Annotated in this window: 21 protein-coding genes; 11 read left to right on the forward strand and 10 right to left on the reverse strand. The window is 60.9% G+C overall.

The genetic code is table 11. The features are described 5' to 3' along the window. Positions 1-213 precede the first annotated feature (213 nt). The 10 genes from J1D76_RS14425 (at position 214) to J1D76_RS14470 (ending at position 7,745) form a co-directional block, all read left to right on the forward strand. The gene (locus tag J1D76_RS14425) at positions 214-462 is read left to right on the forward strand and encodes a type II toxin-antitoxin system Phd/YefM family antitoxin (protein ID WP_421138947.1); all 249 of its coding nucleotides are present in this window, start codon (positions 214-216) and stop codon (positions 460-462) included. Continuing rightward, on the forward strand, positions 452-733 hold the full coding sequence (locus J1D76_RS14430) for a type II toxin-antitoxin system RelE family toxin (RefSeq protein WP_421138948.1): 282 nt from the start codon (positions 452-454) through the stop codon (positions 731-733). Before J1D76_RS14425 ends, J1D76_RS14430 begins: the two co-directional genes overlap by 11 nt. Before the next feature lie 265 nt (positions 734-998). Further along, on the forward strand, positions 999-1,847 hold the full coding sequence (locus J1D76_RS14435) for a transporter substrate-binding domain-containing protein (protein WP_421138949.1): 849 nt from the start codon (positions 999-1,001) through the stop codon (positions 1,845-1,847). A 114-nt stretch (positions 1,848-1,961) separates the two neighbouring features. Further along, the gene (locus tag J1D76_RS14440; RefSeq protein ID WP_033063194.1) at positions 1,962-2,624 is read left to right on the forward strand and encodes an amino acid ABC transporter permease; all 663 of its coding nucleotides are present in this window, start codon (positions 1,962-1,964) and stop codon (positions 2,622-2,624) included. A 9-nt stretch (positions 2,625-2,633) separates the two neighbouring features. Next, positions 2,634-3,296: an amino acid ABC transporter permease gene (locus J1D76_RS14445; RefSeq protein WP_421138950.1), complete on the forward strand. Its 663-nt coding sequence runs from the start codon at positions 2,634-2,636 to the stop codon at positions 3,294-3,296. After that, a complete protein-coding gene (locus J1D76_RS14450; RefSeq protein ID WP_421138951.1) occupies positions 3,293-4,087 on the forward strand; it encodes an amino acid ABC transporter ATP-binding protein in 795 nt (264 codons plus the stop codon). Before J1D76_RS14445 ends, J1D76_RS14450 begins: the two co-directional genes overlap by 4 nt. Positions 4,088-4,117: 30 nt before the next feature. Further along, positions 4,118-4,507, forward strand: a complete 390-nt coding sequence (locus J1D76_RS14455) for a RidA family protein (protein WP_421138952.1) — start codon at positions 4,118-4,120, stop codon at positions 4,505-4,507. Between the two features lie 154 nt (positions 4,508-4,661). After that, positions 4,662-5,426: an IclR family transcriptional regulator gene (locus tag J1D76_RS14460; protein WP_421138988.1), complete on the forward strand. Its 765-nt coding sequence runs from the start codon at positions 4,662-4,664 to the stop codon at positions 5,424-5,426. A gap of 39 nt (positions 5,427-5,465) precedes the next feature. Continuing rightward, a complete protein-coding gene (locus J1D76_RS14465) occupies positions 5,466-6,683 on the forward strand; it encodes an amino acid deaminase (protein ID WP_421138953.1) in 1,218 nt (405 codons plus the stop codon). A gap of 129 nt (positions 6,684-6,812) precedes the next feature. Continuing rightward, on the forward strand, positions 6,813-7,745 hold the full coding sequence (locus tag J1D76_RS14470; RefSeq protein WP_421138954.1) for a sugar kinase: 933 nt from the start codon (positions 6,813-6,815) through the stop codon (positions 7,743-7,745). Positions 7,746-7,861: 116 nt separating this feature from the next. On the opposite strand, the gene J1D76_RS14475 is transcribed toward J1D76_RS14470, so the two are convergent. From J1D76_RS14475 to J1D76_RS14495, 5 genes are all read right to left on the reverse strand, one after another. Further along, on the reverse strand, positions 7,862-8,137 hold the full coding sequence (locus J1D76_RS14475; protein WP_421138955.1) for a peptidylprolyl isomerase: 276 nt from the start codon (positions 8,135-8,137) through the stop codon (positions 7,862-7,864). A 54-nt stretch (positions 8,138-8,191) separates the two neighbouring features. Continuing rightward, a complete protein-coding gene (locus tag J1D76_RS14480) occupies positions 8,192-10,729 on the reverse strand; it encodes a PAS domain-containing protein (RefSeq protein WP_421138956.1) in 2,538 nt (845 codons plus the stop codon). A gap of 250 nt (positions 10,730-10,979) precedes the next feature. Beyond that, entirely contained in the window at positions 10,980-12,935 is a 1,956-nt protein-coding gene (locus J1D76_RS14485; protein ID WP_421138957.1) for an acetoacetate--CoA ligase, read from the reverse strand. A gap of 201 nt (positions 12,936-13,136) precedes the next feature. Continuing rightward, a complete protein-coding gene (locus tag J1D76_RS14490; RefSeq protein WP_421138958.1) occupies positions 13,137-13,910 on the reverse strand; it encodes a 3-hydroxybutyrate dehydrogenase in 774 nt (257 codons plus the stop codon). A gap of 7 nt (positions 13,911-13,917) precedes the next feature. Beyond that, positions 13,918-15,309 (reverse strand): GntP family permease, encoded by a 1,392-nt coding sequence (locus J1D76_RS14495; protein ID WP_421138959.1) that lies wholly within the window; start codon positions 15,307-15,309, stop codon positions 13,918-13,920. Positions 15,310-15,652: 343 nt separating this feature from the next. Between J1D76_RS14495 and J1D76_RS14500 the strand changes: the two genes are divergently transcribed. After that, the gene (locus tag J1D76_RS14500; protein ID WP_421138989.1) at positions 15,653-16,711 is read left to right on the forward strand and encodes an IS110 family transposase; all 1,059 of its coding nucleotides are present in this window, start codon (positions 15,653-15,655) and stop codon (positions 16,709-16,711) included. A gap of 313 nt (positions 16,712-17,024) precedes the next feature. Here J1D76_RS14500 and J1D76_RS14505 read toward each other — a convergent pair whose 3' ends face one another. From J1D76_RS14505 to J1D76_RS14525, 5 genes are all read right to left on the reverse strand, one after another. After that, positions 17,025-18,440, reverse strand: coding sequence for a sigma-54 interaction domain-containing protein (locus J1D76_RS14505; RefSeq protein ID WP_421138960.1), 1,416 nt, complete (start codon positions 18,438-18,440; stop codon positions 17,025-17,027). 84 nt (positions 18,441-18,524) lie between these two features. Next, positions 18,525-20,102, reverse strand: coding sequence for an ABC transporter ATP-binding protein (locus J1D76_RS14510; protein ID WP_421138961.1), 1,578 nt, complete (start codon positions 20,100-20,102; stop codon positions 18,525-18,527). 13 nt (positions 20,103-20,115) lie between these two features. Next, positions 20,116-21,138 (reverse strand): ABC transporter permease, encoded by a 1,023-nt coding sequence (locus J1D76_RS14515; RefSeq protein WP_421138962.1) that lies wholly within the window; start codon positions 21,136-21,138, stop codon positions 20,116-20,118. Then, positions 21,138-22,199 carry a microcin C ABC transporter permease YejB gene (locus J1D76_RS14520; protein ID WP_421138963.1) on the reverse strand — a complete coding sequence of 354 codons (1,062 nt, stop codon included), beginning with the start codon at positions 22,197-22,199 and terminating at the stop codon, positions 21,138-21,140. The genes J1D76_RS14515 and J1D76_RS14520 overlap by 1 nt, the downstream gene beginning before the upstream one ends. Then, the gene (locus tag J1D76_RS14525; protein ID WP_421138964.1) at positions 22,199-24,067 is read right to left on the reverse strand and encodes an extracellular solute-binding protein; all 1,869 of its coding nucleotides are present in this window, start codon (positions 24,065-24,067) and stop codon (positions 22,199-22,201) included. Before J1D76_RS14525 ends, J1D76_RS14520 begins: the two co-directional genes overlap by 1 nt. Positions 24,068-24,133: the final 66 nt, after the last annotated feature.

Genomic DNA, 24,133 nt, shown 5'->3' on the forward strand with positions numbered 1-24,133 from the left:
CACAAACTCGCGAGGCAGAGCCCACGACAGTTACGGAAATGCCGAAGCGCGTGCCGTGATAACTTTTTGAATGGGTTGGAGAAGGTAGCCGGCAACAGGATGAGGGGGCTTAAGTACCATGAAATCGGTAATTTTCCGTGACAGGGGTAGAGCCCGAACGCACTTTGGAGTGCTATTTTGAGCACCTCTATTAGCACTCCAAGGAATACCTACATGACACATGTTGTGCTGTCGCAGGTCGTGGCGAGCATCTCGGAACTGAAAAGAAACCCCATGGGTACGGTGGCGGCTGGTGGGGGGGCTTCGGTAGCGATCCTCAACCGAAACGAACCGGCTTTTTACTGTGTTCCCGCCAAAGAGTATGAAGCCATGATGAGTCGGCTGGAGGATCTTGAGTTGATCGCGCTATGCAAGGAGCGGGAAAACGATCCAACCGTAAAGGTTTCAATTGATGACTTATGAGCTGGAGTTTTCTGAGAAAGCCTGGAAAGAATGGAAAAAGCTTGGGGTAAACCTGAAAGAGCAATTCAAGAAAAAGCTTCAGGAACGGTTGGTGAATCCACATGTTCTGGCAGACAGGCTTTGCGGTCTGGAGAATGCGTACAAGATCAAGTTGCGCAGTGCAGGGTATCGTCTGGTTTACCGAGTCAAAGACGACGTGCTGTTGGTGACGGTAATCGCCATCGGTAAAAGAGAACGTGGCGACGTTTATAAGGACGCAATCACGCGTTAACCACCCCGTTTTCCTCCTGCACCGAAATGGCTCAACCCAGCCCGATTGAGAACCCGATACCCGCGCTCTGTAGCCAACGGTAGCGCCTGTCTACCTGTGCGTTTGGTAACGTTTTTTACTCTCCCGACGCATCCCACTGATTCAAAACAACTTTCGAACCTCTCACATCCCCACCGCATCCTGTGGCACACTTTCTGCTGTCTATTCCGTTGTTACATAACATCTTCCGCTATAGCGGAATAAACATCACCCTGGAGTGCTTGCCATGCATCGCCGACCTTCCTTGTTCAAAGCGTGTGTTTTTCTGTTCGCGGCTTCTGCCGCTGCCATGGGTGTGGCCCAGGCAGCGGACAGCAAGCTCGACAGTGTTCTGGCCCGCGGCAAACTGATTGTGGGCACCGGCAGCACCAACGCGCCGTGGCACTTCCAGGGGGCGGATGGCAAGTTGCAGGGCTTCGATATCGATATCGGGCACATGATCGCCAAGGGTTTGTTCAATGATCCGGACAAGGTCGAGTACGTGGTGCAGTCGTCCGATGCGCGAATCCCGAACCTGCTGACCGACAAGGTCGACATCAGTTGCCAGTTCATCACCGTGACGGCCAGCCGTGCGCAGCAAGTGGCGTTCACCCTGCCGTACTACCGTGAAGGTGTCGGCCTGCTGTTGCCGGCGAACAGCAAGTACAAGGAAATCGATGACATGAAAGCGGCGGGCGATAAGCTCACCGTGGCGGTGCTGCAAAACGTCTACGCCGAAGAACTGGTGCACCAGGCGCTGCCTCAGGCCAAGGTCGATCAATACGACAGCGTGGACTTGATGTATCAAGCCGTAAACTCCGGCCGCGCCGATGCCGCTGCCACCGACCAGTCCTCCGTGAAGTACCTGATGGTGCAGAACGCCGGCCGCTATCGCAGCCCGGCTTACGCCTGGAGCCCGCAAACCTATGCATGCGCGGTCAAGCGCGGCGATCAGGACTGGCTGAACTTCGTCAACACCACCTTGCATGAAGCCATGACCGGCGTTGAGTTCCCGACCTACGCGGCGTCGTTCAAGAAATGGTTTGGTGTCGACCTGCCTACCCCGGCCATCGGCTTCCCCGTCGAATTCAAATGAAAACTGCTGCGGGCTTCGCGCAAAACACTGCGTTGTAAACAGGCTCGTGACGTTTCCAATGGCTGAATGACGAGCGGGGCGATTCGAGTCGTCTCGCTCAAGGTACTGCTGACCATGAACTATCAGTTGAACTTTGCCGCCGTGTGGCGCGATTTCGACACCTTGCTGGCGGGGCTCGGCCTGGGCCTTGAACTGGCGCTGGTGTCGATCGCCATCGGTTGTGTGATCGGCCTGATGATGGCGTTTGCTTTGTTGTCCAGGCACCGCGCATTGCGGGTGCTGGCGTCGGTGTATGTCACGGTGATTCGTAACACGCCGATCCTGGTGTTGATTTTGTTGATCTACTTTGCGTTGCCGAGCCTGGGGATCCGGCTGGACAAGATCCCCTCGTTCATCATCACGCTGTCGTTGTACGCCGGGGCGTATTTAACCGAAGTGTTTCGGGGTGGCTTGCTGAGCATTCCCAAGGGGCAGCGCGAAGCCGGGTTGGCCATTGGCCTGGGCGAGTGGCAGGTCAAGGCCTACGTCACCGTGCCTGTGATGCTGCGCAATGTGTTGCCGGCGCTGTCGAACAACTTCATTTCACTGTTCAAGGACACCTCGCTGGCGGCCGCGATTGCGGTGCCGGAGCTGACCTATTACGCCCGCAAGATCAACGTCGAGAGCTACCGGGTGATTGAAACCTGGCTGGTGACCACGGCGTTGTACGTGGCGGCCTGTTACCTCATTGCCATGATGCTGCGTTACCTCGAGCAGCGTCTGGCGATTCGCCGATAGGAGGCCCCCATGTACGAATCCCCCAGTTGGTTGCATGAGTTGTGGGTCGCGCGGGAAGTGCTGTGGCAGGGCTTCCTGACCAGTGTGCAGGTGTCGGCACTGGCGATTTTGCTCGGCACGCTGCTCGGCGTCGTCACCGGGTTGGTGCTGACCTACGGCAAGTTCTGGATGCGCGCACCGTTTCGTTTTTATGTCGATGTGATCCGCGGCACGCCGGTGTTCGTGCTGGTGCTGGCGTGCTTTTACATGGCACCGGCACTGGGCTGGCAGATCAGCGCGTTCCAGGCCGGTGCCTTGGGCTTGACGCTGTTCTGCGGTTCCCACGTCGCCGAAATCGTACGCGGTGCCTTGCAGGCGTTGCCTCGCGGGCAGATGGAAGCGAGCAAGGCCATTGGCCTGACGTTCTACCAGTCCCTCGGTTACGTGCTGCTGCCCCAGGCACTGCGGCAGATCCTGCCGACCTGGGTCAACTCGTCGACCGAGATCGTCAAGGCCTCGACCCTGTTGTCGGTGATCGGTGTGGCGGAGCTGCTGCTCAGCACCCAGCAGATCATCGCCCGCACGTTCATGACCCTGGAGTTCTACCTGTTCGCCGGTTTCTTGTTCTTCGTCATCAACTACGGCATCGAATTACTCGGCCGGCACATTGAAAAGCGGGTGGCTTTGCCATGACTCAGACTCAAACCAATGCTCAAATCGGCCAGCCACTGCTGGACATTCGCGGCCTGCACAAGCGCTACGACCAGCTCGAAGTGCTCAAGGGTGTCGACCTGACCATGCAGCGCGGCAACGTGGTGACGCTGATCGGCTCCAGCGGTTCGGGAAAGACCACGCTGCTGCGCTGCGTGAACATGCTCGAGGAATTCCAGGGCGGGCAGATCCTGCTCGACGGCGAGTCGATCGGCTATGACGAGGTCAACGGCAAGCGCATTCGCCATCCGGAAAAAGTCATCGCTCGCCATCGCGCCATGACTGGCATGGCGTTCCAGCAGTTCAACCTGTTCCCGCACCTGACCGCGTTGCAGAACGTCACCCTGGGCCTGCTCAAGGTCAAGAAACTGCACAAGGACGAGGCGGTGGCCCTGGCGGAGAAATGGCTGGAGCGGGTCGGCCTGCTGGAACGGCGCGATCACTTTCCCGGTCAGTTGTCCGGCGGCCAGCAGCAGCGCGTGGCGATTGCCCGGGCGATTGCGATGAACCCCAGCCTGATGCTGTTCGATGAGGTGACCTCGGCCCTCGATCCGGAACTGGTGGGCGAAGTACTGAGCGTGATCAAGGGTTTGGCCGAAGACGGCATGACCATGCTGCTGGTGACCCACGAAATGCGCTTTGCCTACGAAGTCTCGGACAAGATCGTTTTCATGAACAAGGGACGCATCGAAGAGCAGGGGCCGCCCAAGGACCTGTTCGAGCGCCCGCAATCGCCACGACTGGTGGAATTTCTCAAGAACACGCGTTTTTAAACCTTCACTTTTGATTCAGGAGAAACACTCATGAGCATTACTCGTTACGGCACCGGCAGCGCCGCTGCAGGCGGCACGCCTCGCCCGTTCGCCCGCGCCGTTGAAGCCGATGGCTGGCTGCACGTTTCCGGGCAGGTGCCGGCGGTGGACGGCGAGATCATTGTCGGTGGCATTGTCGAGCAGACCCACCAGACCATGAAAAACCTGATCGCGATTCTCGAAGAGGCAGGTTTCGGCCTGGAAGACGTGGTGCGTGCGGGCGTGTGGCTGGAGGATCCGCGGGATTTCACCAGTTTCAACAAGGTCTTCTCCGAGTATTTCAAGCCCGAACATGCCCCGGCGCGGGCCTGCGTGCAGGCGAACATGATGGTCGACTGCAAGGTTGAGATTGACTGCATTGCCTACAAGAAAAAGGCTTGAGACTTGCGGTGGTTTTGAGGCTGCTTTCGCTGGCAAGCCAGCTCCTACAAGGGACCGCGGTCTCTGTAGGCGTTGGCTTGCCAGCGAAGGCGCCCTAACAGTCACCCCATCACTCTGGTTAAACTCCCGGCGACTTTGAATGGGAACCACTGAAATGACCGAAGACACCATCAAGCGCCGTGCACGCGGTCTGGACCGGGCGTTCGATATCCTCGATTTCCTCAAGGAAATCGGCCAACCGCTGCGCCCGAACGACATCGCCAACGGCATCGGCAGCCCCAAATCCACGGTCTATGAGTTGGTGGCCTCGCTGCTGGAACGTCGGATCCTGGAGCCGGTGGGCAAGGACGGTCATGTCTACCTCGGTCGCCAGTTGTACTTTCTCGGCCAGGCCCACTTGCGCCATTTCGACCTGACCCGCGAGGCCGATCATGCCTTGCAGGAGATCGTCAGCCAGACCCACGAAACCGCGCAGATGTGCCTGCTCAATGGGCGCAAATACACCGTTGCGTTGATGAAGGAAGGCGAGCGGCATTTCCGCATTTCCTCGGACATTGGCGAAAACGCACCCATTCCCTGGACTGCGTCCGGGCGCCTGTTGCTGGCGCACCTGAGCGACCAGCAAATCGTCGACCTGATCGACCACGACGACTTCATCTTGCCCGGCGGCGAGCGACTGCCGCTTGAGCAATTCCTCAAAGAAATCCGCCAGGCCGGTATCGACGGATTTTTCTCCTTCGATAGCGTCGCCGACACCTTTACCCATTGCTTTGCCGCCCCGGTCAAAGACCCCGGCGGCGTGGCCATCGCGACCCTGTGCATCGTCGCCCCACGCGCCGATGCCAAGAAAAACTACAACGACTACCGCCGGGTGCTGATCGACAGCGCCAACAGCCTGGCCCGTCGCATCAACGAATAACAGCGGCTGCCCGCGGCCGCGTGAACGAGGAGTTCGACCATGTCTTCTGCCCCCCATACTGCCAACGTCGACAAAGGCACCGCCGCCATCGGTGCGAGCCTGGTGCGTGACGTCAGCCTGCCGGCCCTTGTGCTGCACCGCGAGGCGCTGGAGCACAACATCCGCTGGATGCAGGCGTTCGTCAGCGACAGCGGCGCAGAACTGGCGCCCCACGGCAAGACCAGCATGACCCCGGCGTTGTTCCGTCGCCAGCTCGACGCCGGTGCCTGGGGCATCACCCTGGCCAGCGCCACGCAAACCCGTGCGGCCTACGCCCATGGCGTGCGCCGGGTGCTGATGGCCAACCAATTGGTCGGCACGCCGAACATGGCGCTGATTGCCGACCTGCTGGCCGACCCGACGTTCGACTTCTATTGCATGGTCGATCACCCGGACAATGTCGCCGACCTCGGCGCCTATTTCGCCTCCCGCGGCGTGCGCCTGAACGTGATGATCGAGTACGGCGTGGTCGGTGGTCGTTGCGGTTGCCGCAGCGAGCAGGAAGTGCTCGACCTGGCCAAGGCCATCGCCGCGCAACCGGCGCTGGCCCTGACCGGTATCGAAGGTTATGAAGGGGTGATCCATGGCGATCACGCCGTGACCGGCATTCGTGATTTCGCCGCCTCGCTGGTGCGCCTGGCGGTGCAGTTGCAGGACAGCGGCGCGTTCGCCATTGCCAAGCCGATCATCACCGCGTCAGGATCGGCCTGGTATGACCTGATCGCCGAGTCCTTCGAAGCGCAGAACGCCGCCGGACGCTTCCTCAGCGTGCTGCGCCCCGGCAGTTATGTGGCCCATGACCATGGCATCTACAAGGAAGCGCAGTGCTGTGTACTCGACCGCCGCAGCGACCTGCACGAAGGCCTGCGTCCGGCGCTGGAAGTGTGGGCGCACGTGCAGTCGTTGCCGGAGCCGGGGTTTGCAGTGATTGCCCTGGGCAAACGCGATGTGGCCTACGACGCCGGTTTGCCGGTGCCGTTGCTGCGTTACAAGGCGGGCGTGGTGCCGGCCATGGGCGATGACGTGAGTGCCTGCAAGGTGACGGCGGTGATGGACCAGCACGCGTTCATGACCGTGGCGCCGGGGGTTGACCTGCGGGTGGGCGACATCATTTCGTTCGGCACTTCGCACCCGTGCCTGACGTTCGACAAGTGGCGTGTCGGCTGTCTGGTGGATGAGCAATTGAACGTCATCGAGACCATGGAAACCTGTTTCTAAGGTTCCGGACCGAGGTGCGGCCGTCGCCGGCAAGCCGGCTCCTACATTGGAATGCGTTCCCCTGTAGGAGCGGGCTTGCCCGCGAAGAGGCCCACCCAGACAACAAAGAAACCTCTGAGACCCCACCACATGAACACCATCAACACCCTGGGCCCCGACACCCCGCGCATTGCCCTGATCGGCGAATGCATGATCGAGCTGCAGCACCGCGCCGACGGCAGCCTGCAACAAAGCTTCGGTGGCGACACCTTGAACACCGCGGTCTATCTGTCCCGGGAGCTGGGCACGAGCGGCACCGTGGATTACGTCACCGCCCTGGGCGATGACAGTTTCAGCGACGCGATGTGCCAAAGCTGGGCGGCCGAGAATATCGGCCTCGGTATGGTCCAGCGCCTGCCCGGGCGGCTGCCGGGTTTGTATTGCATCCAGACCGACGCCGTCGGTGAACGGCGCTTCCTGTATTGGCGCAACGAAGCCGCGGTTCGCGATTGCTTCACCACCCCGGCCGCCGCGCCAATCCTCGCAGCGCTGCCGGACTACGACGTGCTGTATTTCAGCGGCATCACCCTGGCGGTACTCGGCGAGCAAGGTCGGGAAAAACTCCTGCAGACCTTGATCGAGGCCCGCCAACGCGATGCGCGCATCGTCTTCGACAACAACTACCGGCCACGGCTGTGGGCATCGGTCGAGGCGGCGCAAGCGGCGTATCGCACGGTGCTGCCGTATGTCGACCTGGCCTTATTGACCGTGGATGACGAGCAGGCGCTGTTCGGTTATGCCGGTTGTGACGCGGTGTTTGCCGCCTATGAGCAGATCGGGACGCCGGAAGTGGTGCTCAAACGCGGCGCTGAAGCCTGCCTGATCCGGTGTGCTGGCGAGTCGTTCGAAGTGCCGGCGCAGAAGGTCGAGCGGGTGGTGGACACCACGGCGGCGGGGGATTCGTTCAGTGCCGCGTACCTGGCGTCGCGACTCAAGGGCGGCAGCCCGGCAGACGCCGCCGAGGCCGGGCATCGGTTGGCGAGCCGGGTGATTCAGGTGCCGGGGGCGTTGATTCCCCGGTAAACGTTGAATGGCCGATGGCTGCGTCACCGCCTTCGCTGGCAAGCCAGCGCATACAAGAACGATGCGATACCTGTAGGAGCTGGCTTGCCAACGAAGAGGCCCTCAAGCCAACTTCATCAATCCCGGTAAAACACCTGCACCAGGTGGTAGCCGAACTTACTCTTGATCGGCCCATGCACCACCCGCACGGGTTTCTTGAAGATCACCGCATCGATCACGCCGACCATCTGCCCCGGCCGCACTTCGCCGAGGTCGCCGCCGCGCTTGCCCGAGGGGCAGGTCGAATACTTCTTGGCCAGCACATCGAACGCTTCGCCCTTGGCAATGCGTTGTTTGAGCTGCTCGGCTTCTTCCGAGGTTTTCACCAGGATATGGCGGGCTTGAGCTTTCATGGGGCGGTTACCTGATTGCGGTCATGTCAACGGGGCGCGCGATTATGCCTCAACTCAGTTCGGTTGGCCGATCATCGTGCGAATCTTGTTGGCCAGCAGGTCGATGGAAAACGGTTTGGCCACCATGTCCATGCCTTCTTCCAGGAAGCCCTGGCGTTCGGCAGCGATTTCCGCGTAACCGGTCATGAACAGCACTTTCAGTTCGGGGCGGTGCTGGCGGGCGATTTCCGCCAGTTGCCGGCCATTCATGCCGGGCAGGCCGACATCGGTCACCAGCAGGTCCACCCGCAAGTCGGATTCCAGCACCGGCAGGGCGCTCTTGGCGTCCTCGGCTTCGTGGGCGCGGTAACCGAGCTCCTTGAGCAGGTCCAGCACCAGCATCCGTACCGCCGGGTCGTCCTCGACCAGCATCACCGTTTCGCCGGCAATCGCCGCGGGTGCCTCGCTGATCACCGGCGTCAGGACTTTTTCCGGTTCGTTCGAATGCAGGCGCGGCAGGTACAAACGCACACTGGTGCCCCGGCCGGGCAGGCTGAACAGACTGACGTGGCCCCCCGATTGCTGGGCGAAACCGTAAATCATCGACAGGCCCAGACCGGTGCCCTGTCCGATGGGCTTGGTGGTGAAGAACGGATCGAAGGCCTTCGCCAGCACCGAGGGCGTCATGCCGATGCCGTTGTCGCTGACGGCGATCATCACGTAGTCCCCGGCCTTGACTGGCTCCAGGGTGGTGATGTCGCTGCCGTCGAGGAACACGTTGGCGGTTTCGATCTGCAACTCGCCGCCATCGGGCATGGCGTCCCGAGCGTTGATCACCAGATTGAGCAAGGCGTTTTCCAGCTGACTGACGTCGGTGTTGACCCGCCAGACCTGCTCGGCCAGTTGCAACTTGAGTTCGATGTGGTCGCCCTTGGTGCGGCTGAACAAATCCTCGAGGGAATGAATCAACTCGTTGGGGTTCAGCGGCTTGCGGTTGAGCGACTGGCGCCGGGAGAACGCTAGCAAGCGGTGGGTGAGCGCGGCGGCACGGTTGGCCGACGACACCGCCGCTTCGGTGAATCGGCCGATCTCGGCGGTACGGCCATCGGCGATGTAGCGTTGCATCAGGTCGAGGCTGCCGATGATGCCGGTGAGCATGTTGTTGAAGTCATGGGCGATGCCGCCGGTGAGCTGGCCGACCGCTTCCATTTTCTGCGCGTGGCGCAGCGCGTCTTCGGCGCGCTCGCGCTCGAACATCTCGTTTTGCAGGCGCTCGTTGGCTTCGGCCAGTTGGCGGGTGCGAGCGGCGACGCGCTCTTCCAGGGTTTCGTTGAGGTTGCGCAGCGCCTCTTCGGTTTGTTTGCGCTCGGTTTCGTCGATCACGAAGATGTAGAAACCGTTCACCGCACCATCAGCGCCATGGCGCGGCAAGTAATTCATCAGAGCCTGGCGGAGGCTGCCATCGCGGTATGGCGTACTGATGCTGAAGCAACACGACCTGCCGGACAGCGCCTCGACAATGTGCGGCGCGCGCAACGCATAGGCCTCTTCACCGATCACTTCGAGGATGGTTCGCCCGTAGAGCTCCTGCGGCGTCAGTCCGTACCAGTCGAGATAGGCGGCGTTGTTCAGGCGAAAGCGTTCTTCACGGTCGACGTAGCTGATCAGGATCGGCATCGCGTTGATGATCAGTTGCAGCTCGGTCTGACTTTGGCGAAGGGCTTGTTCGGTGTGCTTTCGTTCGGTCAGGTCGAGGGCGGCACCGAGGAAACGGATCGGCCGGCCGTGGTGATCCTTGTAGCAACGACCGCGGGCGAATATCCAGCGCATCTGGCCGTCGGTCTGCAGCAGGCGATATTCCTCGGCGTACTCGGTGCCGTGGGTGATGCAGTGCTTGATGCTGCGGGCGATCATGGCGCGATCTTCCGGGTGCACGCCGTGCAGGTATTCACTGATCGGCAACTGGCTGGCCATGCTGGGGTCGACGCCGTGCAACTGGGCAAAATGCGCATCGGCGATAAAACGGTCCTCGCTGATGTCCCAGTCCCAGGTGCCGACTGCGTCAGTGGCGGCGAGGGCCAGTTGCAGGCGCTCTTCGGTTTCGTGCTGGGCCTTGAGACTGGCCGCCGAGCGCTGTTCGAGTTCGAGGGCGATGCGTCGGCGCTCGTTGGTTTCGATGGCGGTGACCAGGATCCCGGCCACTTCGGCGCTTTCGTCGCGGATCGGGCTGTAGGTCAGGTCGAGCCAGAAGTCGGATTCGCGACCCTCACGCTGCAGGGTAAAGCGCTGTTCGCTGTAGGTGCGTACCTGGCCGTGCAGGACGGCACTGTATATGGGGTCGGTAAAGTCGCGTAACTCCGGCCAGATCAGGTGTGCCGGTTGTCCGAAGGCTTGGGGGTGTTTGCTGCCGGCGAGCAAGGCGAAACCGTCGTTGTAGATTTGCGTCAGTTGCGGGCCCCACAGCAACAACATCGGCATGGGCGAGTGAATCACAATGTCCACGGCGGTCCGCAGGCTTTGCGGCCAGTGGCTGGCGTCGCCCAACGGGCCGCTGGCCCAGTCGAGTCGGGCAATCAGTGCCTGGGCATCGCTGGCGGTGGGTGGTGGGTTCATCACTGTGTCCTGCGCCTGAATCGCTTGTGCTGTTTCTATTCTTGCACAGGTGACAGGCGCTGGTTGAGTGGAAGGCTTGAGCGGTCCTGTATGACTGGATTGAAGGCTTCGCTGGCAAGCCAGCTCCTACAGGTTTAACGACACGGAAGTCTGTAGGAGCGAGCCTGCTCGCGAAGGTCGTCAATCATAACGCTGGCTGGCAGGTGCTCCGCGGCGCTCTCTGATTTATCGCGAGCAGGCTCGCTACATTTCAATCCTGGAGTTCAGGCCTGTTTCGGTACTGCTCCAGCGCTTCAGGATTGGCCAGCGCATCGGTGTTCTTTACCGGCAGGCCATGCACCACATCGCGCACCGCCAACTCCACGACCTTGCCGCTGATGGTCCGGGGAATGTCGCTCACCGCGACAATCTTCGCCGGGACATGCCGCGGCGTGGTGTTGGCGCGAATCACTTGGCGAATGCGCTGCTGCAATGCCTCGTCCAGTGCCAGCCCGTCGCGCAAGCGCGCGAACAGCACGACACGCACGTCATCCTGCCACTGCTGACCAATGGCCACGCTGTCGAGCACCTCGGGGACTTTTTCCACTTGGCGATAGATCTCCGCCGTGCCGATGCGCACGCCACCGGGGTTGAGCACCGCGTCGGAACGGCCGTGGATCATCATCCCGCCATGGGGCAATTCTTCGGCGTAATCACCCTGGGCCCAGACGCCGGGAAACAGGCTGAAATAGGACTGACGGAGTTTTGCGCCGTCGGCATCGTTCCACAGGCCAACAGGGATCGCCGGGAAGTGCCGGGTGCACACCAGCTCGCCTTTTTCGCCGATCACCGGTTGGCCGGCGTCGTTCCACACTTCGACGGCCATGCCCAGGCTCTTGCCCATGATTTCACCACGGCGCACGGGCGACAGCGGGTTGCCGTTGACGAAGCACGACACGACGTCGGTACCGCCGGACATCGAGGCCAGGCACACGTCAGCCTTGAAGTCGCGATAGACAAAGTCATAGCTCTGCGGCGACAACGCCGAACCGGTGCACAGCAATGTCTTGAGGCTGCTCAGGTCATGGCTTTCCCGGGGCTTGATGCCACTGCTTTCCAGGGTGGCGAGGTATTTCGGGCTGGTGCCGAAGACGCTGATGCGTTCGTCGTCGATCAGGTCGATCAGGCGTTGCGGTTCGGGATGAAACGGTGAGCCGTCGTACAGCACCACCGAACTGCCAACCGCCAATGCCGAGACCAGCCAGTTCCACATCATCCAGCCGCAAGTGGTGTAGTAGAACAGGCGTTCGCCGGGGCCGAGATCGCTGTGTAGGCCGTGTTCCTTGACGTGTTGCAGCAACACGCCGCCGGTGCTGTGGATGATGCACTTGGGTACGCCGGTGGTCCCGCTGGAATAGAGGATGTACAGCGGATGAGCAAACGGCACCGGGACAAAATCCGGCTCGCCGCCTGCCTCATAGAAGTCGTCCCACAGCGTCACGTTGGCGTGGGTGCGCAAGTCTTCGATGTGTGCACGGGGCCGGGCATAGGGCACGATGATCAACTGCTGCAACGTCGGCAGGCGTTCGAGGATTTCGTTGACCTTGGTCGTCTGGTCGATGTCCTTGCCGGCATAGCGGTAGCCGGCGCAGGTCAGCAGCACTTTGGGTTCGATCTGGCCGAACCGGTCGACCACCCCTTGCGTACCGAAGTCGGGTGAAGAACAGGACCACACCGCGCCGAGGCTGGTGGTGGCGAGCATGGCCACCAGGGTTTGCCAGGTGTTGGGCATGCACGCGGCGACCCGGTCACCAACCACCACGCCGGCGGCGATCAAGCCATTCTGAAAACCGGCGACGTGTTCGGCCAGTTCGGCCCAGGACAGGTGTTCGCGCTGGCCGTTTTCGCCAACGGCTATGACGGCGATTGCATCATCGCGACGTCGCAGCAGGTGTTCGGCAAAGTTCAGTGTAGCGCCAGGGAACCATTGGGCACTGGGCATCTGCGGGCCTTCGAGCAGCACGGCGTCGGGTTGCTCATGAAAGCGAATGTCGAAGAAGTCGACGATGGCCTGCCAGAAATCCGGGCGATGCTCGATGGACCATTGGTGCAGGGCAGGGAAGTCGTCGATCTTCAGGTGATGCCGCTGATTGACGAAGCGCCGAAAGGCCTCGAAGCGGGTCTTGCCGATGCGTTTGGCGTCGGGTTGCCAGAGGATGTCGGACATGGGTTGCCTCTTGTTTTTATGACTTTTACCGATGTGAATCGGACCGTTGTGGCGAGGGAGCTTGTGTGGCGAGGGGGCTTGCCCCCCGTTCGGCTGCGAAGCAGTCGTAAAAATCAGACTACCTGCATCGTCAGTGAAGTTTTAGGGCGGCTTCGCCTCCCATCGGGGGCAAGCCCGCTCGCTACACGGTTATGGGGGTAATCACTGCGCCAACCACCCACCGTCCACATTCCACGCGGCGCCCCGCACTTGGCTGCCGGCCTCGCTGCACAGGAACAACACCAGCTCACCCAGTTGCGATGGCGTCACGAACTCCAGCGACGGCTGCTTTTGCGCCAGTAGATCCTGCTGCGCCTGCTGCGGATCAACGCCGCTGGCGGCACGATCATCGATCTGCTTTTGCACCAGCGGCGTCAGCACCCAGCCCGGGCAAATCGCATTGCAGGTGACCTGGGTGGTCGCGGTTTCCAGAGCAACCACTTTGGTCAAGCCGATCACTCCATGCTTGGCGGCGACATAAGCCGATTTGCCCACTGAGCCGACCAGGCCATGCACCGAGGCAATGTTGATCACCCGGCCCCAGCCTTTGGCTCGCATGCCCGGCAGGCTCAAGCGAGTACTGTGGAACACCGACGACAGGTTGATGGCGATGATCGAATCCCAGCGTTCTACCGGAAAGTCTTCCACCGTCGCCACGTGCTGGATGCCGGCGTTATTGACCAGAATGTCGACGCCGCCGAACTCGCGCTCGGCGTAGGCGATCATGTCGGCAATTTGCGCCGGGTCGCTGACATCAGCCGGGTGATGGCCGACCTTGGCGCCAAACTGCTCCACTTCGGCGATGACTTTGGACGCATCGCCGAAGCCATTGAGGATCAGATTGGCCCCGGCCTTGGCCAGGCTGAGGGCGATCCCCAAGCCGATACCGCTGGTGGAACCGGTGACCAGTGCAGTCTTGCCCGAAAGAGTCTTCATGAATACCTCACACAATGCCAGTGGCGTAGAAGGTGCCGATCACCACGAAAACCGCCAGGGTCTTGATCAGCGTAATACAGAAAATGTCTTTGTAAGCCTCGCGATGGGTCAACCCAGTGACCGCCAGCAGCGTGATGACCGCGCCGTTGTGCGGCAGGGTGTCCATGCCGCCGCTGGCCATCGCGGCGACCCGGTGCAGCACTTCCAGCGGAATGTTCGCGGCATGAGCGGCACTGATGAACTGCTCTGACATTGCCGCCAGTGCGATGCTCATACCGCCCGAGGCGGAACCGGTGATGCCGGCCAGCAGGGTCACGGTGATCGCTTCATTGACCAGCGGATTGGGAATGCTCTTGAGCCAGTCGGCCAGCACCAGGAAGCCTGGCAATGATGAGATCACCGCGCCAAAGCCATATTCAGAAGCGGTGTTCATCGCCGCCAACAACGCACCGCTGACCGCACTTTTACTGCCCTCGGCGAGTTTGCTGCGAATCGCGCGGAAGCCGAACACCAGCACCATGAGGATGCCGACCAGCAAAGCGGCCTGAACCGCCCAGATCGCAGTGAGCTTGGCGATTTCGGTGGTCACCGGCGTGGCCATGCCCGGCAGTGCGAGGCTGTGGGTCTTGCCATACCACTGGGGAATCCAGTGGGTGAACAGCAGGTTCATGATGCCCACGGCCAGCAGTGGCGAGAGCGCGAGCCACGGGTTGGGCAGCTTGAGGTCGGCGGCGGTTTCCGGCTCGTTGCGCAGTTCCGTGCCGTAACCTTCACCGGCGCGCTGCGCCTTGTTGCGCTGACGCTGGAGAAACAGCATGCCGGCGCAGAACACGAAGATCGTGCCGATCAAGCCCAGCCACGGTGCGGCCCAGGCGGTGGTATTGAAGAAGGTGCTGGGGATGATGTTCTGGATTTGCGGGGTGCCGGGCAGGGCGTCCATGGTGAAGGAAAACGCGCCCAGGGCGATGGTCGCCGGGATCAGGCGCTTGGGAATATCGCTCTGGCGGAACATCTCGGCAGCAAACGGGTAGACCGCGAACACCACCACGAACAGCGACACGCCGCCGTAGGTCAGCAGGGCGCAGACCAGCACGATCACCAGCATCGCCTGGCGGGTACCGAGCAGGCGAATGGCGGCGGCGACGATGGAACGCGAGAAACCGGACAGTTCGATCAACTTGCCGAACACGGCGCCGAGCAGGAACACCGGGAAATACAGTTTGATGAAGCCGACCATTTTTTCCATGAACACCCCGGTGAAAGCGGGGGCGACGGCAGACGGGTCGGTCAAAAGGACAGCGCCGAGGGCGGCAATCGGGGCAAAAAGAATAACGCTGTAGCCACGGTAGGCAGCCAGCATCAGCAGCGCGAGGGCTGCCAAGGCAATGATCACACTCATGGTGTGTCTCTCCTGGGTTGTTATTTTTGTAGGGTGGATCGTTGTGGGAGAGGCGTATAGCGAGATTTGTGCCAGGAATATATGTATTTGATTTTTAAGTTTATTTTTAGAAGTATTGGGTATATTTCGGTTTTTTGTCTCTGTCGTGAGAATGTTTTTGGATGTCACGACGTCTTCGCTGGCAAGCCAGCTCCTACAAGGTTGCGCGATGCCCTGTAATTGGATGGACTCGCCCAAGCCGAGGCGTCAATGCGCCACGGTGGCAGTCTAAACAGCCAACGACAGCGAGGGCGAGTCCATGAAAAATCATAGTTCGATTCATCAATCCGTGTCTTCTTCTGATTTGTCGGCCTGCACAACCTTGGCAGTCGACCTGGCCAAACAGGTGTTTCAGGTCGCCGGTGAAGAGATCCTCGGCCAGGTGCTCTACCAGCAACGGATCAAGTCGCGCGAGGCGTTTTATGCGTTTCTCCGACAGTTGCCGCCGCATGTCATGGTTTTGATGGAAACCGGTCCGGGTGCCCAGGCCTGGGCCCGGCAGCTGCAAGACCAAGGCAATCCGGTGCGGATTCTTCCAGCCGGTTTGGTGGCCACACATCGCAGCGGGCCTAAAAATGATCGCAACGATGCGCTGGCGATTCTGCGGGCTAATCGCGATGAAAAAATCTGCGCAGTACCGGTCAAAAGCGTTGCGGCGCTGGCAATGCAGGCGCTGCATCGCGCCCGCCAGGGCTATGTGCGTCGACGCACGGCGCTCAGTAATCAGATGCGCGGCCTGCTGCTTGAGCACGGCGTAGCCTTGGCACAGGGCGATGTTGCGATCAGCCAGAAAATCCCGCGGGTGCTGGAAGATGCCACCCAGCCGGTGCCGGGCCTGCTGCGTGAACTGATCGACGAACTGTTGGCCGAGTGGCGCCATTTGGGCGAGCGCATCGGCGTACTGACGGGACGCCTGGAAGTGGCCGCCAACGCCGACATGACGGCGAAGCGGCTAATGACTGTGCGCGGCATCGGCCCAGTCACTGCCACGGCACTGGTGGCCAAGGAAACCAAGCCTGAGCGATTTCCCAATGCCCGCAAGTTTGCCGCGTACTTTGGCATGGTGCCTGACCAGCACAGCAGCGGGGAGACGGTCCGGCTGGGGGGCATGACCAAGCGAGGTGATGCTTATTTACGCAGCCTGATGATCCAGGGAGCCCATGCGGTGCTGCAACAACTACGACCTGATTCACAGCAACCCGATGACCGCCGCTTGTTGCACTGGATGAGCCGGTTGGGCCGTAAGGAGGCTGCGATCAGGCTAGCCAACCGCAACCTGCGAATCGTCTGGGTACTTCTACAGAATGATCAGACTTATCGTCGCCACGCGGGTGATGGCCAGCCAGCGACGATGGGCCACTGAGCGACAGAGTTCTGCCACCGAGGTACTAACCGTCTGACCCTCTGCTGAAAAAAATTGACCCCAGGTAAGACCGACGTGGATTGATGCCTAAGCTCCTACTGGCCTTCGAGGCCTGACTGTAATGGGCATACCACGAGCTTTTCCAATTTTGGCCAGAAGCCGAAGACGGCTTCCACGAATAGGCCTAATACATAGATGCAACGGGGCAGCGGTTTTTCAAAAGCGGGTAGACAGTGGGGGCGAGTCCATACATAGGAGCTGGCTTGCCAGCGAATCGCGCGCAGCGCGTCTTAAAATAGAGAACAAAATCTCTTTATTGAGACTCGGCAATCCCCAACGCCGCCATCTTCTTGTACAACGTCGACCGACCCAGCCCTAGCCGCGCCGCCGCCTCAATCACCTTGCCACCGCATTGCGCAAGGGTGGTTTCAATCAAATGTCGGTCAAACCGCTCCCGAGCCGCACTGAACGTTTCACGGGCAATCGGCTCGATCGCCAAGGGCGTCGCGCGCTCCACCGGCGCAAACGTACCGATCGCCGCGCGAATGTCCGCCACCGTCAGGCGCACGTCATCGCTGAGCAACGCGGCCCGTTCCAGCACATTGCGCAGTTCGCGAATGTTCCCCGGCCATGCGTGTTGACCCAGCAATTCAAGCGCTTCGTGGTGCAGTTCATGCTGGCTGCGCAGCTCTTCAAGAATCGCTTCGCTGAGCGCTGGCACGTCGTCGAGGCGCTCGCGCAGGGGCGGGACCTGAATCGGCAGCACGTTGAGCCGGTAGTACAAGTCGGCGCGGAATTCGCCGCGCTTGATCGCCGCCTCCAGGTCCGTGGAGGTCGCGGCGATCACCCGCACATCGCTCTGGATCACGTCGTTGGAACCCACGGGCTCGAATTCCTTTTCCTGCAACACCCGCAGCAGTTTGCTTTGCAGCGGCAGCGGCATGTCGCCGATCTCGTCGAGGAACAACGTACCGCCCTGGGCAATCTGCAATTTGCCGGCGCGACCCTTGCGCTCCGCTCCGGTAAAGGCGCCAGGCGCGGTGCCGAAGAACTCCGCTTCCAGCAACGATTCGGGAATCGCTGCGCTGTTGACGCTGACAAACGCCTTGTGCGCCCGGGGCGAGGCGTTATGAATTGCCTGGGCCAGCAACTCCTTGCCGGTGCCGGTCTCGCCAAGCAGCAACACCGGCGATTCGGTACTCGCACTGCGCCGGGCTCGGCGTTTGACTTCCAGGCTCGCGGCGCTGGTGCCAATGAAGTGGGCGAAGTTGTATTTGGTCTGCCGTGCCCGCAACAGCGAACGGGTGGAGGCCAGTTCTTCCTGCATGCTCATGTAGCGCTTGAGCATCGGCGACAGGCTGCGTAATTCATCGAACAAGGCAAAACCGATGGCGCCGATCACCACGCCGGCGTCATCGTGAATCGGCAGGCGCATGACCACCAGTGGCTCTTTGGGGGTGTCTTGCATGTCCAGCAGAATCGGCCGGCCGGTGCGCACCACTTCTCGCAACAGGCTGCCCGGGATCACGCTTTCGCAAGGCTTGCCAATGGCGCCTTCGGCCGATTGCAGGCCGAAGCGCCGGGCATAGCGCTCGTTCATCCAGACAATAGTGGCGTCGCGGTCGACAATCACCGTGCCTTCGCTCGATTGCTCGATGATCTCGAACAAAGAGCGGATCGCCAGCAGGCGTACGCGCTGGTAGTCCTTGAGGCTTTCGGTGGTGTTCATCGGTATTGATCCTGATTGTGTGTTGGCTGTGCTGGCCTCTTCGCTGGCTTGCCAGCGAAGGCCGCGACTCGGTCAGAGCCGGAATTATGCTTGCCCGAGCAACGCCGCCGCCAACAACTCCTTGGTATACGGATGCTGCGGTGAGTCAAACACCTCATGACTGGCGCCTCGCTCCACCACCTTTCCGTCCTTGACCACGATCATGTCGTGGGCCAGGGCGCGGACCACCGCCAGGTCGTGGCTGATGAACAGGTAGGTCAAGCCGTGTTTTTCCTGAAGCTGGCGGAGCAGGGCGACTACTTGTTTCTGCACCGTACGGTCGAGCGCCGAGGTCGGTTCGTCGAGCAGGATCAACGCCGGCTTGAGCACCAGTGCCCGGGCGATGGCGATGCGTTGGCGCTGGCCTCCGGAAAATTCGTGGGGGTAGCGGTGGCGGCTTTGCGGGTCGAGCCCTACTTCGATCAACGCGCGGATCACTTCGGCGTTGCACTCTTCAGTGCTCAGCTGGCGATGCACTTCCAGTCCTTCGCTGATGATCTGTGCCACTGACATGCGCGGGCTGAGGCTGCCGAAGGGGTCCTGGAACACCACCTGCATTTTCTTGCGCCACGGCCGCAGCTGTTTTTGCGTCAGGCCGTCCAGTGCCTGGCCTTGAAAACGGATGCTGCCTTCGGAGTCGAGCAAGCGCAGGATCGCCTGGCCCAGGGTCGACTTGCCGGAGCCGGACTCGCCGACGATGCCGAGGGTTTTGCCGCGCTGGATGTTCAGACTGATGCCATCGACGGCCCGCAGCCAGGTCTTGCGCTGGAACAACCCGCCACTGACAGGAAAGCGCACCTTCAGATTGTCCACTTCCAAAACGTTTTCGCGTTCGTCCCGCGGCAAGGCTTCGCCCTCGGGCTCGGCGTGCAGCAAGACGCAGCTGTAAGGGTGCTTTGGTTCGGTGAACAGGGTTTCGCACGGCGCCTGCTCGACGATTTCCCCGGCCTTCATCACGCACACCCGTTGGGCGATGCTGCGCACCAAATTAAGGTCATGGCTGATCAATAGCAGCGACATGCCGAGCCGTTGCTGCAATGACTTGAGAAGCAGCAGGATTTTGCGTTGCACCGTGACATCCAGCGCGGTGGTTGGCTCGTCGGCAATCAGCAGTTCCGGTTCGCAGGCCAGGGCCATGGCGATCATCACCCGTTGGCGTTGCCCACCTGACAATTGATGGGGATAGGCCTTGAGGCGTTCCTCGGGTTTCTGAATGCCCACCAGATGCAGCAAATCGAGAATGCGAGCCCGCGCCTCTTTGCCCGCCAGGCCTTTGTGCACCAGTAAGGTTTCACCGATCTGTTTTTCGATGCTGTGCAGCGGGTTCAGCGACGTCATCGGCTCCTGGAAAATCATCGCGATGCGGTTGCCGCGCAATTGCCGCAACTTGCCGGCATCGGCGCCCACCAACTCCTGGCCGCGATAGCGGATGCTGCCCGTTGTCTGGGTATCGGTTTGCGGCAGCAATTGCAGGATCGAGTGCGCCGTCACCGACTTGCCCGAACCGGATTCGCCGACCAGTGCCAGGCACTCGCCGGGACGGATGTCCAGGCACAGGTTGCGCACCACGGTCTGGCCGCTGAAGGCCACGCTGAGGCCACGGATTTCGATCAGGTTGGTCATATCAACATCCGCATCAAGATCTCGGGTCAAAAGCGTCGCGCAAGGCTTCGCCAATGAACACCAGTAAAGAAAGAATCAGTGCCAGGGTAAAAAACGCCGTCAGGCCCAGCCAAGGTGCTTGCAGGTTTTGCTTGCCCTGGCCGATCAGTTCACCCAGGGATGCACTGCCCGCCGGCATGCCGAAGCCGAGGAAGTCCAGTGCCGTCAAAGTGGAAATCGCCCCGGTGAGAATGAACGGCAGGTAGCTCAAGGTCGCGTTCATGGCGTTGGGCAAGATATGCCGGACGATGACTTTGCGGTCGGCCAGGCCCAATGCGCGTGCAGCCTTGACGTATTCCAGGTTGCGCCCGCGCAGGAACTCGGCGCGTACCACATCGACCAGGGCCAGCCAGGAAAACAGCGCCATGATCCCCAGCAACCACCAGAAATTCGGCTCGACGAAGCCCGACAGGATGATCAGCAGATACAGCACCGGTAACCCGGACCACACTTCCAGCAAACGCTGGCCGAGCAAGTCCACCCAGCCGCCGTAATAGCCTTGCAGCGCACCGGCGGCGATGCCGATCAGTGCGCTGACGAATGTCAGCATCAAGGCAAACAGGATCGACACCCGGGCACCGAAGATCACCCGGGCCAGGACATCTCGCGCCTGGTCGTCGGTGCCCAGCCAATTGACGCGGGTGGGCGGGCTGGGGGCGGGTTTGTTCAGGTCATAGTTGGGCGTGTCGTCGCTGAATGGAATCGGCGGGAACAACAGCCAGCCACCGCCCTTCTTGATCAGCTGCTGCACGTAGTCACTGCGGTAGTCGGCCTGGAACGGCAGTTGCCCGCCGAATTCCTGTTCGGTGTAGCGCTTGAAGGCCGGGAAATACAGCGAGCCCTGGTAACTGACAACCAGAGGCTTGTCATTGGCGATCAGCTCACCACCAAGGGTCAGTGCAAACAGGCCAATAAACAGCCACAGCGACCACCAGCCGCGACGGTTTTTTTTGAAGCGCTCGAAGCGACGGCGCGCCAACGGCGAAAGCTTGAACATCAGGCGTTCCTCGCGGCGAAGTCGATACGCGGGTCGACCAGGGTGTAGCAGAGGTCGCCAACCAGTTTTATCAAGAGGCCAAACAGGGTGAAGATAAACAGCGAACCGAACACCACCGGATAATCCCGCGACACCGCCGCTTCGTAGCTCATGCGACCCAGGCCGTCCAGGGAGAAGATCACTTCGATCAGCAGGGAACCGGCAAAAAACACACTGATGAACGCCTGGGGAATACCCGACACCACCAGCAACATGGCGTTGCGGAACACGTGCCCGTACAGCACGCGGCGTTCACTCAAGCCCTTGGCGCGGGCAGTGACCACGTACTGACGGGTGATTTCGTTGAGGAACGAGTTCTTGGTCAGGATGGTCAGCGTGGCGAAGCCGCCGATCACCAGCGCGGTCACCGGCAGCACCAGGTGCCAGAAGTAGTCCGCGACTTTGCCAAGGGTCGACAGCGAATCGAAGTTGTCCGATACCAGTCCGCGCACGGGGAACCAGTTCAACGAGGTGCCGCCGGCAAAGACCACGATCAGGAACATCGCAAACAGGAACGCCGGCATGGCGTAGCCGATGATGATCGCGGTACTGCTCCAGACATCGAAATGGCTGCCATGGTGCACGGCCTTGCGGATGCCCAACGGAATCGACACCAGGTAGGTAATCAGCGTCGCCCACAGACCGAGGGAAATGGTTACCGGCATTTTCTCGAGGATCAGGTCGGTGACGGTGGCGCCGCGGAAGAAGCTCTTGCCAAAGTCCAGTCGTGCGTAGCTGGTGAGCATCAGCCACAGGCGCTCGTGGGCCGGCTTGTCGAAGCCGTACTGTTTTTCGATGTCCTTGATCAGTTGCGGATCGAGCCCGCGACTGGCCCGGGACTTGCCGCTCATGGCTTCGCCTGAACCGCCGCCGATAGAGGCGCCGCCAATCCCTTGCAGGTGCGCGATGGCTTGCTCGACCGGCCCGCCCGGCGCGGCCTGGACGATGACAAAGTTGACCAACAGAATGATCACCAGCGTCGGAATGATCAGCAGCAGGCGCCGCAGTATGTAAGCCCACATCAGTGCGGTCCTCCGGGTCTGCCACGACGAATGCGTTCGGCCGTCATCTGTTGGTTGGTCAATGGCGTGGTGCTCATTTCCCACCAGCTCTCGATGGCTTCGTCATTGCTCGCTTGCACGTTCGGGATGCCAAAACGGTTCCACCACACGGTCGAGGTGCCGGGCGGGTAGTAGTTGGGAATCCAGTAGTAATTCCATTGCAGCACCCGGTCCAGGGCATGGGCGTAATGCAGCATGTCGGCCTGGGTGGTGGCGCGGATCAGCCCGGTAATCAGCGTGTCGACTGCCGGGTTTTTCAACACCATGTAGTTGTTGGAGCCTGGGTCGGTGGCCGCCTCGGAGCCGAAGTAGTTGAGCAGCTCGTTGCCCGGCGACGTGGTGACCGGGTAGCCGGTGACGATCATGTCGTAGTCGCGGCTCATCAGGCGATTGACGTACTGGGATGAGTCGATGCGTCGGATGTTGAGGTCGATGCCGATCTGTTTCAGCGTGCGTTTATAGGGCAACAGCAGACGATCCATGCCGTTCTGGCTGACCAGGAAGGTGAAGCTCAGCGGTTCGCCCTCGGCGTTGACCAGTTGATCGCCATCCGGCTTCCAGCCAGCCTGTTCAAGCAGGTCGAGGGCTTGAAGTTGCTTGTCGCGGATTACGCCGCTGCCATCGGTCTTCGGCGCCTGGAAGACTTTGGTGAAGACCTCATCGGGAATCTGCCCGCGTAGCGGTTCGAGAATCGCCAACTCTCCAGCATCCGGCAATTGCCGGGCGGCGAGGACGGTGTTGGAGAAGAAGCTCTGCTGGCGGATGTACATGTCGCGCATCATTTGCCGGTTGCTCCACTCGAAGTCCCACAGCATCACCAGCGCCTGGCGCACACGACGGTCCTGGAACAGCGGCTTTTGCAGATTGAACACAAAACCCTGGGCCGGTTGCGGCGCTTCGGTAGCGAGGTGGGCCTTTTGCAGGCGACCGTCGCTCAGGGCCGGGCTGTCATAGCCGATGGAATAGCCCGTGGCGGAAAACTCGCGGTTGTAGTCGTAAGCGCCGCCGCGCAGCACCTGGCGCGCCACGTCGGTATCGCCGAAATACTCAATGCTGAAATGATCGAAGTTGTACAAGCCACGACTGACCGGCAGGTCCTTGCCCCACCAGTCAGGGTTACGCTCGAACGTGATGCTGCGGCCGGAATCGACCTTGCTGACCTTATAGGGGCCGCTGCCCAACGGCGCTTCATAACCACCGCCACCGGCGAAATCGCGGGTTTTCCACCAATGCTCGGGAAACACTGGCAAGGTCGCGATATCGAGTGCCAGGGTGCGGTTTTCGTTGTTCTTGAAGTCAAAACGGATGGTCAGCGGCGATTCCACTTCGACGCCTTTGACGTCGGCGAACTGGGTGCGGTAGCGCAGACTGCCCTGGGTCATCAGCAGGTCGAAGGTGTAACGCACGTCTTCGGCGGTGATCGGTTTGCCATCGGCAAAGCGTGCCTTGGGGTTGAGGTAAAAGCGCAGGGACAGGCCATCGTCGGAACGCTCCATGTTCTCGGCGACCAGGCCGTAGACGGTGTACGGCTCGTCCAGCGAGCGCTGGGCCAGCGGGGAATAGAGCAGGCCGTCGATCTGAGAGACGCCAATGCCTTTGTCGATGTAGGGCAGGACATGGTCGAACTGACCGATTTCGATGGCCGAGCGACGCATCGTGCCACCCTTGGGGGCCTGTGGGTTGGTGTAGGCAAAATGGCTGAAGCTGGCCGGATATTTCGCCGGTTCGCCGTAAACGGTCAGCGCATGCTGCGGTTGCGCATTCACACCGGTGGCGCCCAACAGCAGGGCCACGGCAGTGAACAACAAGGTCGGGAAAGCCAGTCGCATTGTCAGCCTTAAAGCCGGGTGGTCGATAACGACAATTTGTACGCTAGCGGCGCGTCCCTCGCCAGC

The organism is Pseudomonas sp. NFX15, assembly GCF_049132105.1.
Classification (GTDB): Bacteria; Pseudomonadota; Gammaproteobacteria; order Pseudomonadales; family Pseudomonadaceae; genus Aquipseudomonas.

Excerpts from the sequence above, each read along its gene's own strand:
- J1D76_RS14490 (WP_421138958.1), bottom strand. The coding sequence starts at position 13,910 with ATGAAGACTCTTTCGGGCAAGACTGCACTGGTCACCGGTTCCACCAGC.
- J1D76_RS14495 (WP_421138959.1), bottom strand. The coding sequence starts at position 15,309 with ATGAGTGTGATCATTGCCTTGGCAGCCCTCGCGCTGCTGATGCTGGCT.
- J1D76_RS14525 (WP_421138964.1), bottom strand. The coding sequence starts at position 24,067 with ATGCGACTGGCTTTCCCGACCTTGTTGTTCACTGCCGTGGCCCTGCTG.
- J1D76_RS14430 (WP_421138948.1), top strand. The coding sequence starts at position 452 with ATGACTTATGAGCTGGAGTTTTCTGAGAAAGCCTGGAAAGAATGGAAA.
- J1D76_RS14435 (WP_421138949.1), top strand. The coding sequence starts at position 999 with ATGCATCGCCGACCTTCCTTGTTCAAAGCGTGTGTTTTTCTGTTCGCG.
- J1D76_RS14510 (WP_421138961.1), bottom strand. The coding sequence starts at position 20,102 with ATGACCAACCTGATCGAAATCCGTGGCCTCAGCGTGGCCTTCAGCGGC.
- J1D76_RS14450 (WP_421138951.1), top strand. The coding sequence starts at position 3,293 with ATGACTCAGACTCAAACCAATGCTCAAATCGGCCAGCCACTGCTGGAC.
- J1D76_RS14455 (WP_421138952.1), top strand. The coding sequence starts at position 4,118 with ATGAGCATTACTCGTTACGGCACCGGCAGCGCCGCTGCAGGCGGCACG.
- J1D76_RS14440 (WP_033063194.1), top strand. The coding sequence starts at position 1,962 with ATGAACTATCAGTTGAACTTTGCCGCCGTGTGGCGCGATTTCGACACC.
- J1D76_RS14470 (WP_421138954.1), top strand. The coding sequence starts at position 6,813 with ATGAACACCATCAACACCCTGGGCCCCGACACCCCGCGCATTGCCCTG.
- J1D76_RS14460 (WP_421138988.1), top strand. The coding sequence starts at position 4,662 with ATGACCGAAGACACCATCAAGCGCCGTGCACGCGGTCTGGACCGGGCG.
- J1D76_RS14520 (WP_421138963.1), bottom strand. The coding sequence starts at position 22,199 with ATGTGGGCTTACATACTGCGGCGCCTGCTGCTGATCATTCCGACGCTG.
- J1D76_RS14425 (WP_421138947.1), top strand. The coding sequence starts at position 214 with ATGACACATGTTGTGCTGTCGCAGGTCGTGGCGAGCATCTCGGAACTG.
- J1D76_RS14505 (WP_421138960.1), bottom strand. The coding sequence starts at position 18,440 with ATGAACACCACCGAAAGCCTCAAGGACTACCAGCGCGTACGCCTGCTG.
- J1D76_RS14445 (WP_421138950.1), top strand. The coding sequence starts at position 2,634 with ATGTACGAATCCCCCAGTTGGTTGCATGAGTTGTGGGTCGCGCGGGAA.
- J1D76_RS14465 (WP_421138953.1), top strand. The coding sequence starts at position 5,466 with ATGTCTTCTGCCCCCCATACTGCCAACGTCGACAAAGGCACCGCCGCC.
- J1D76_RS14475 (WP_421138955.1), bottom strand. The coding sequence starts at position 8,137 with ATGAAAGCTCAAGCCCGCCATATCCTGGTGAAAACCTCGGAAGAAGCC.
- J1D76_RS14485 (WP_421138957.1), bottom strand. The coding sequence starts at position 12,935 with ATGTCCGACATCCTCTGGCAACCCGACGCCAAACGCATCGGCAAGACC.
- J1D76_RS14480 (WP_421138956.1), bottom strand. The coding sequence starts at position 10,729 with ATGAACCCACCACCCACCGCCAGCGATGCCCAGGCACTGATTGCCCGA.
- J1D76_RS14515 (WP_421138962.1), bottom strand. The coding sequence starts at position 21,138 with ATGTTCAAGCTTTCGCCGTTGGCGCGCCGTCGCTTCGAGCGCTTCAAA.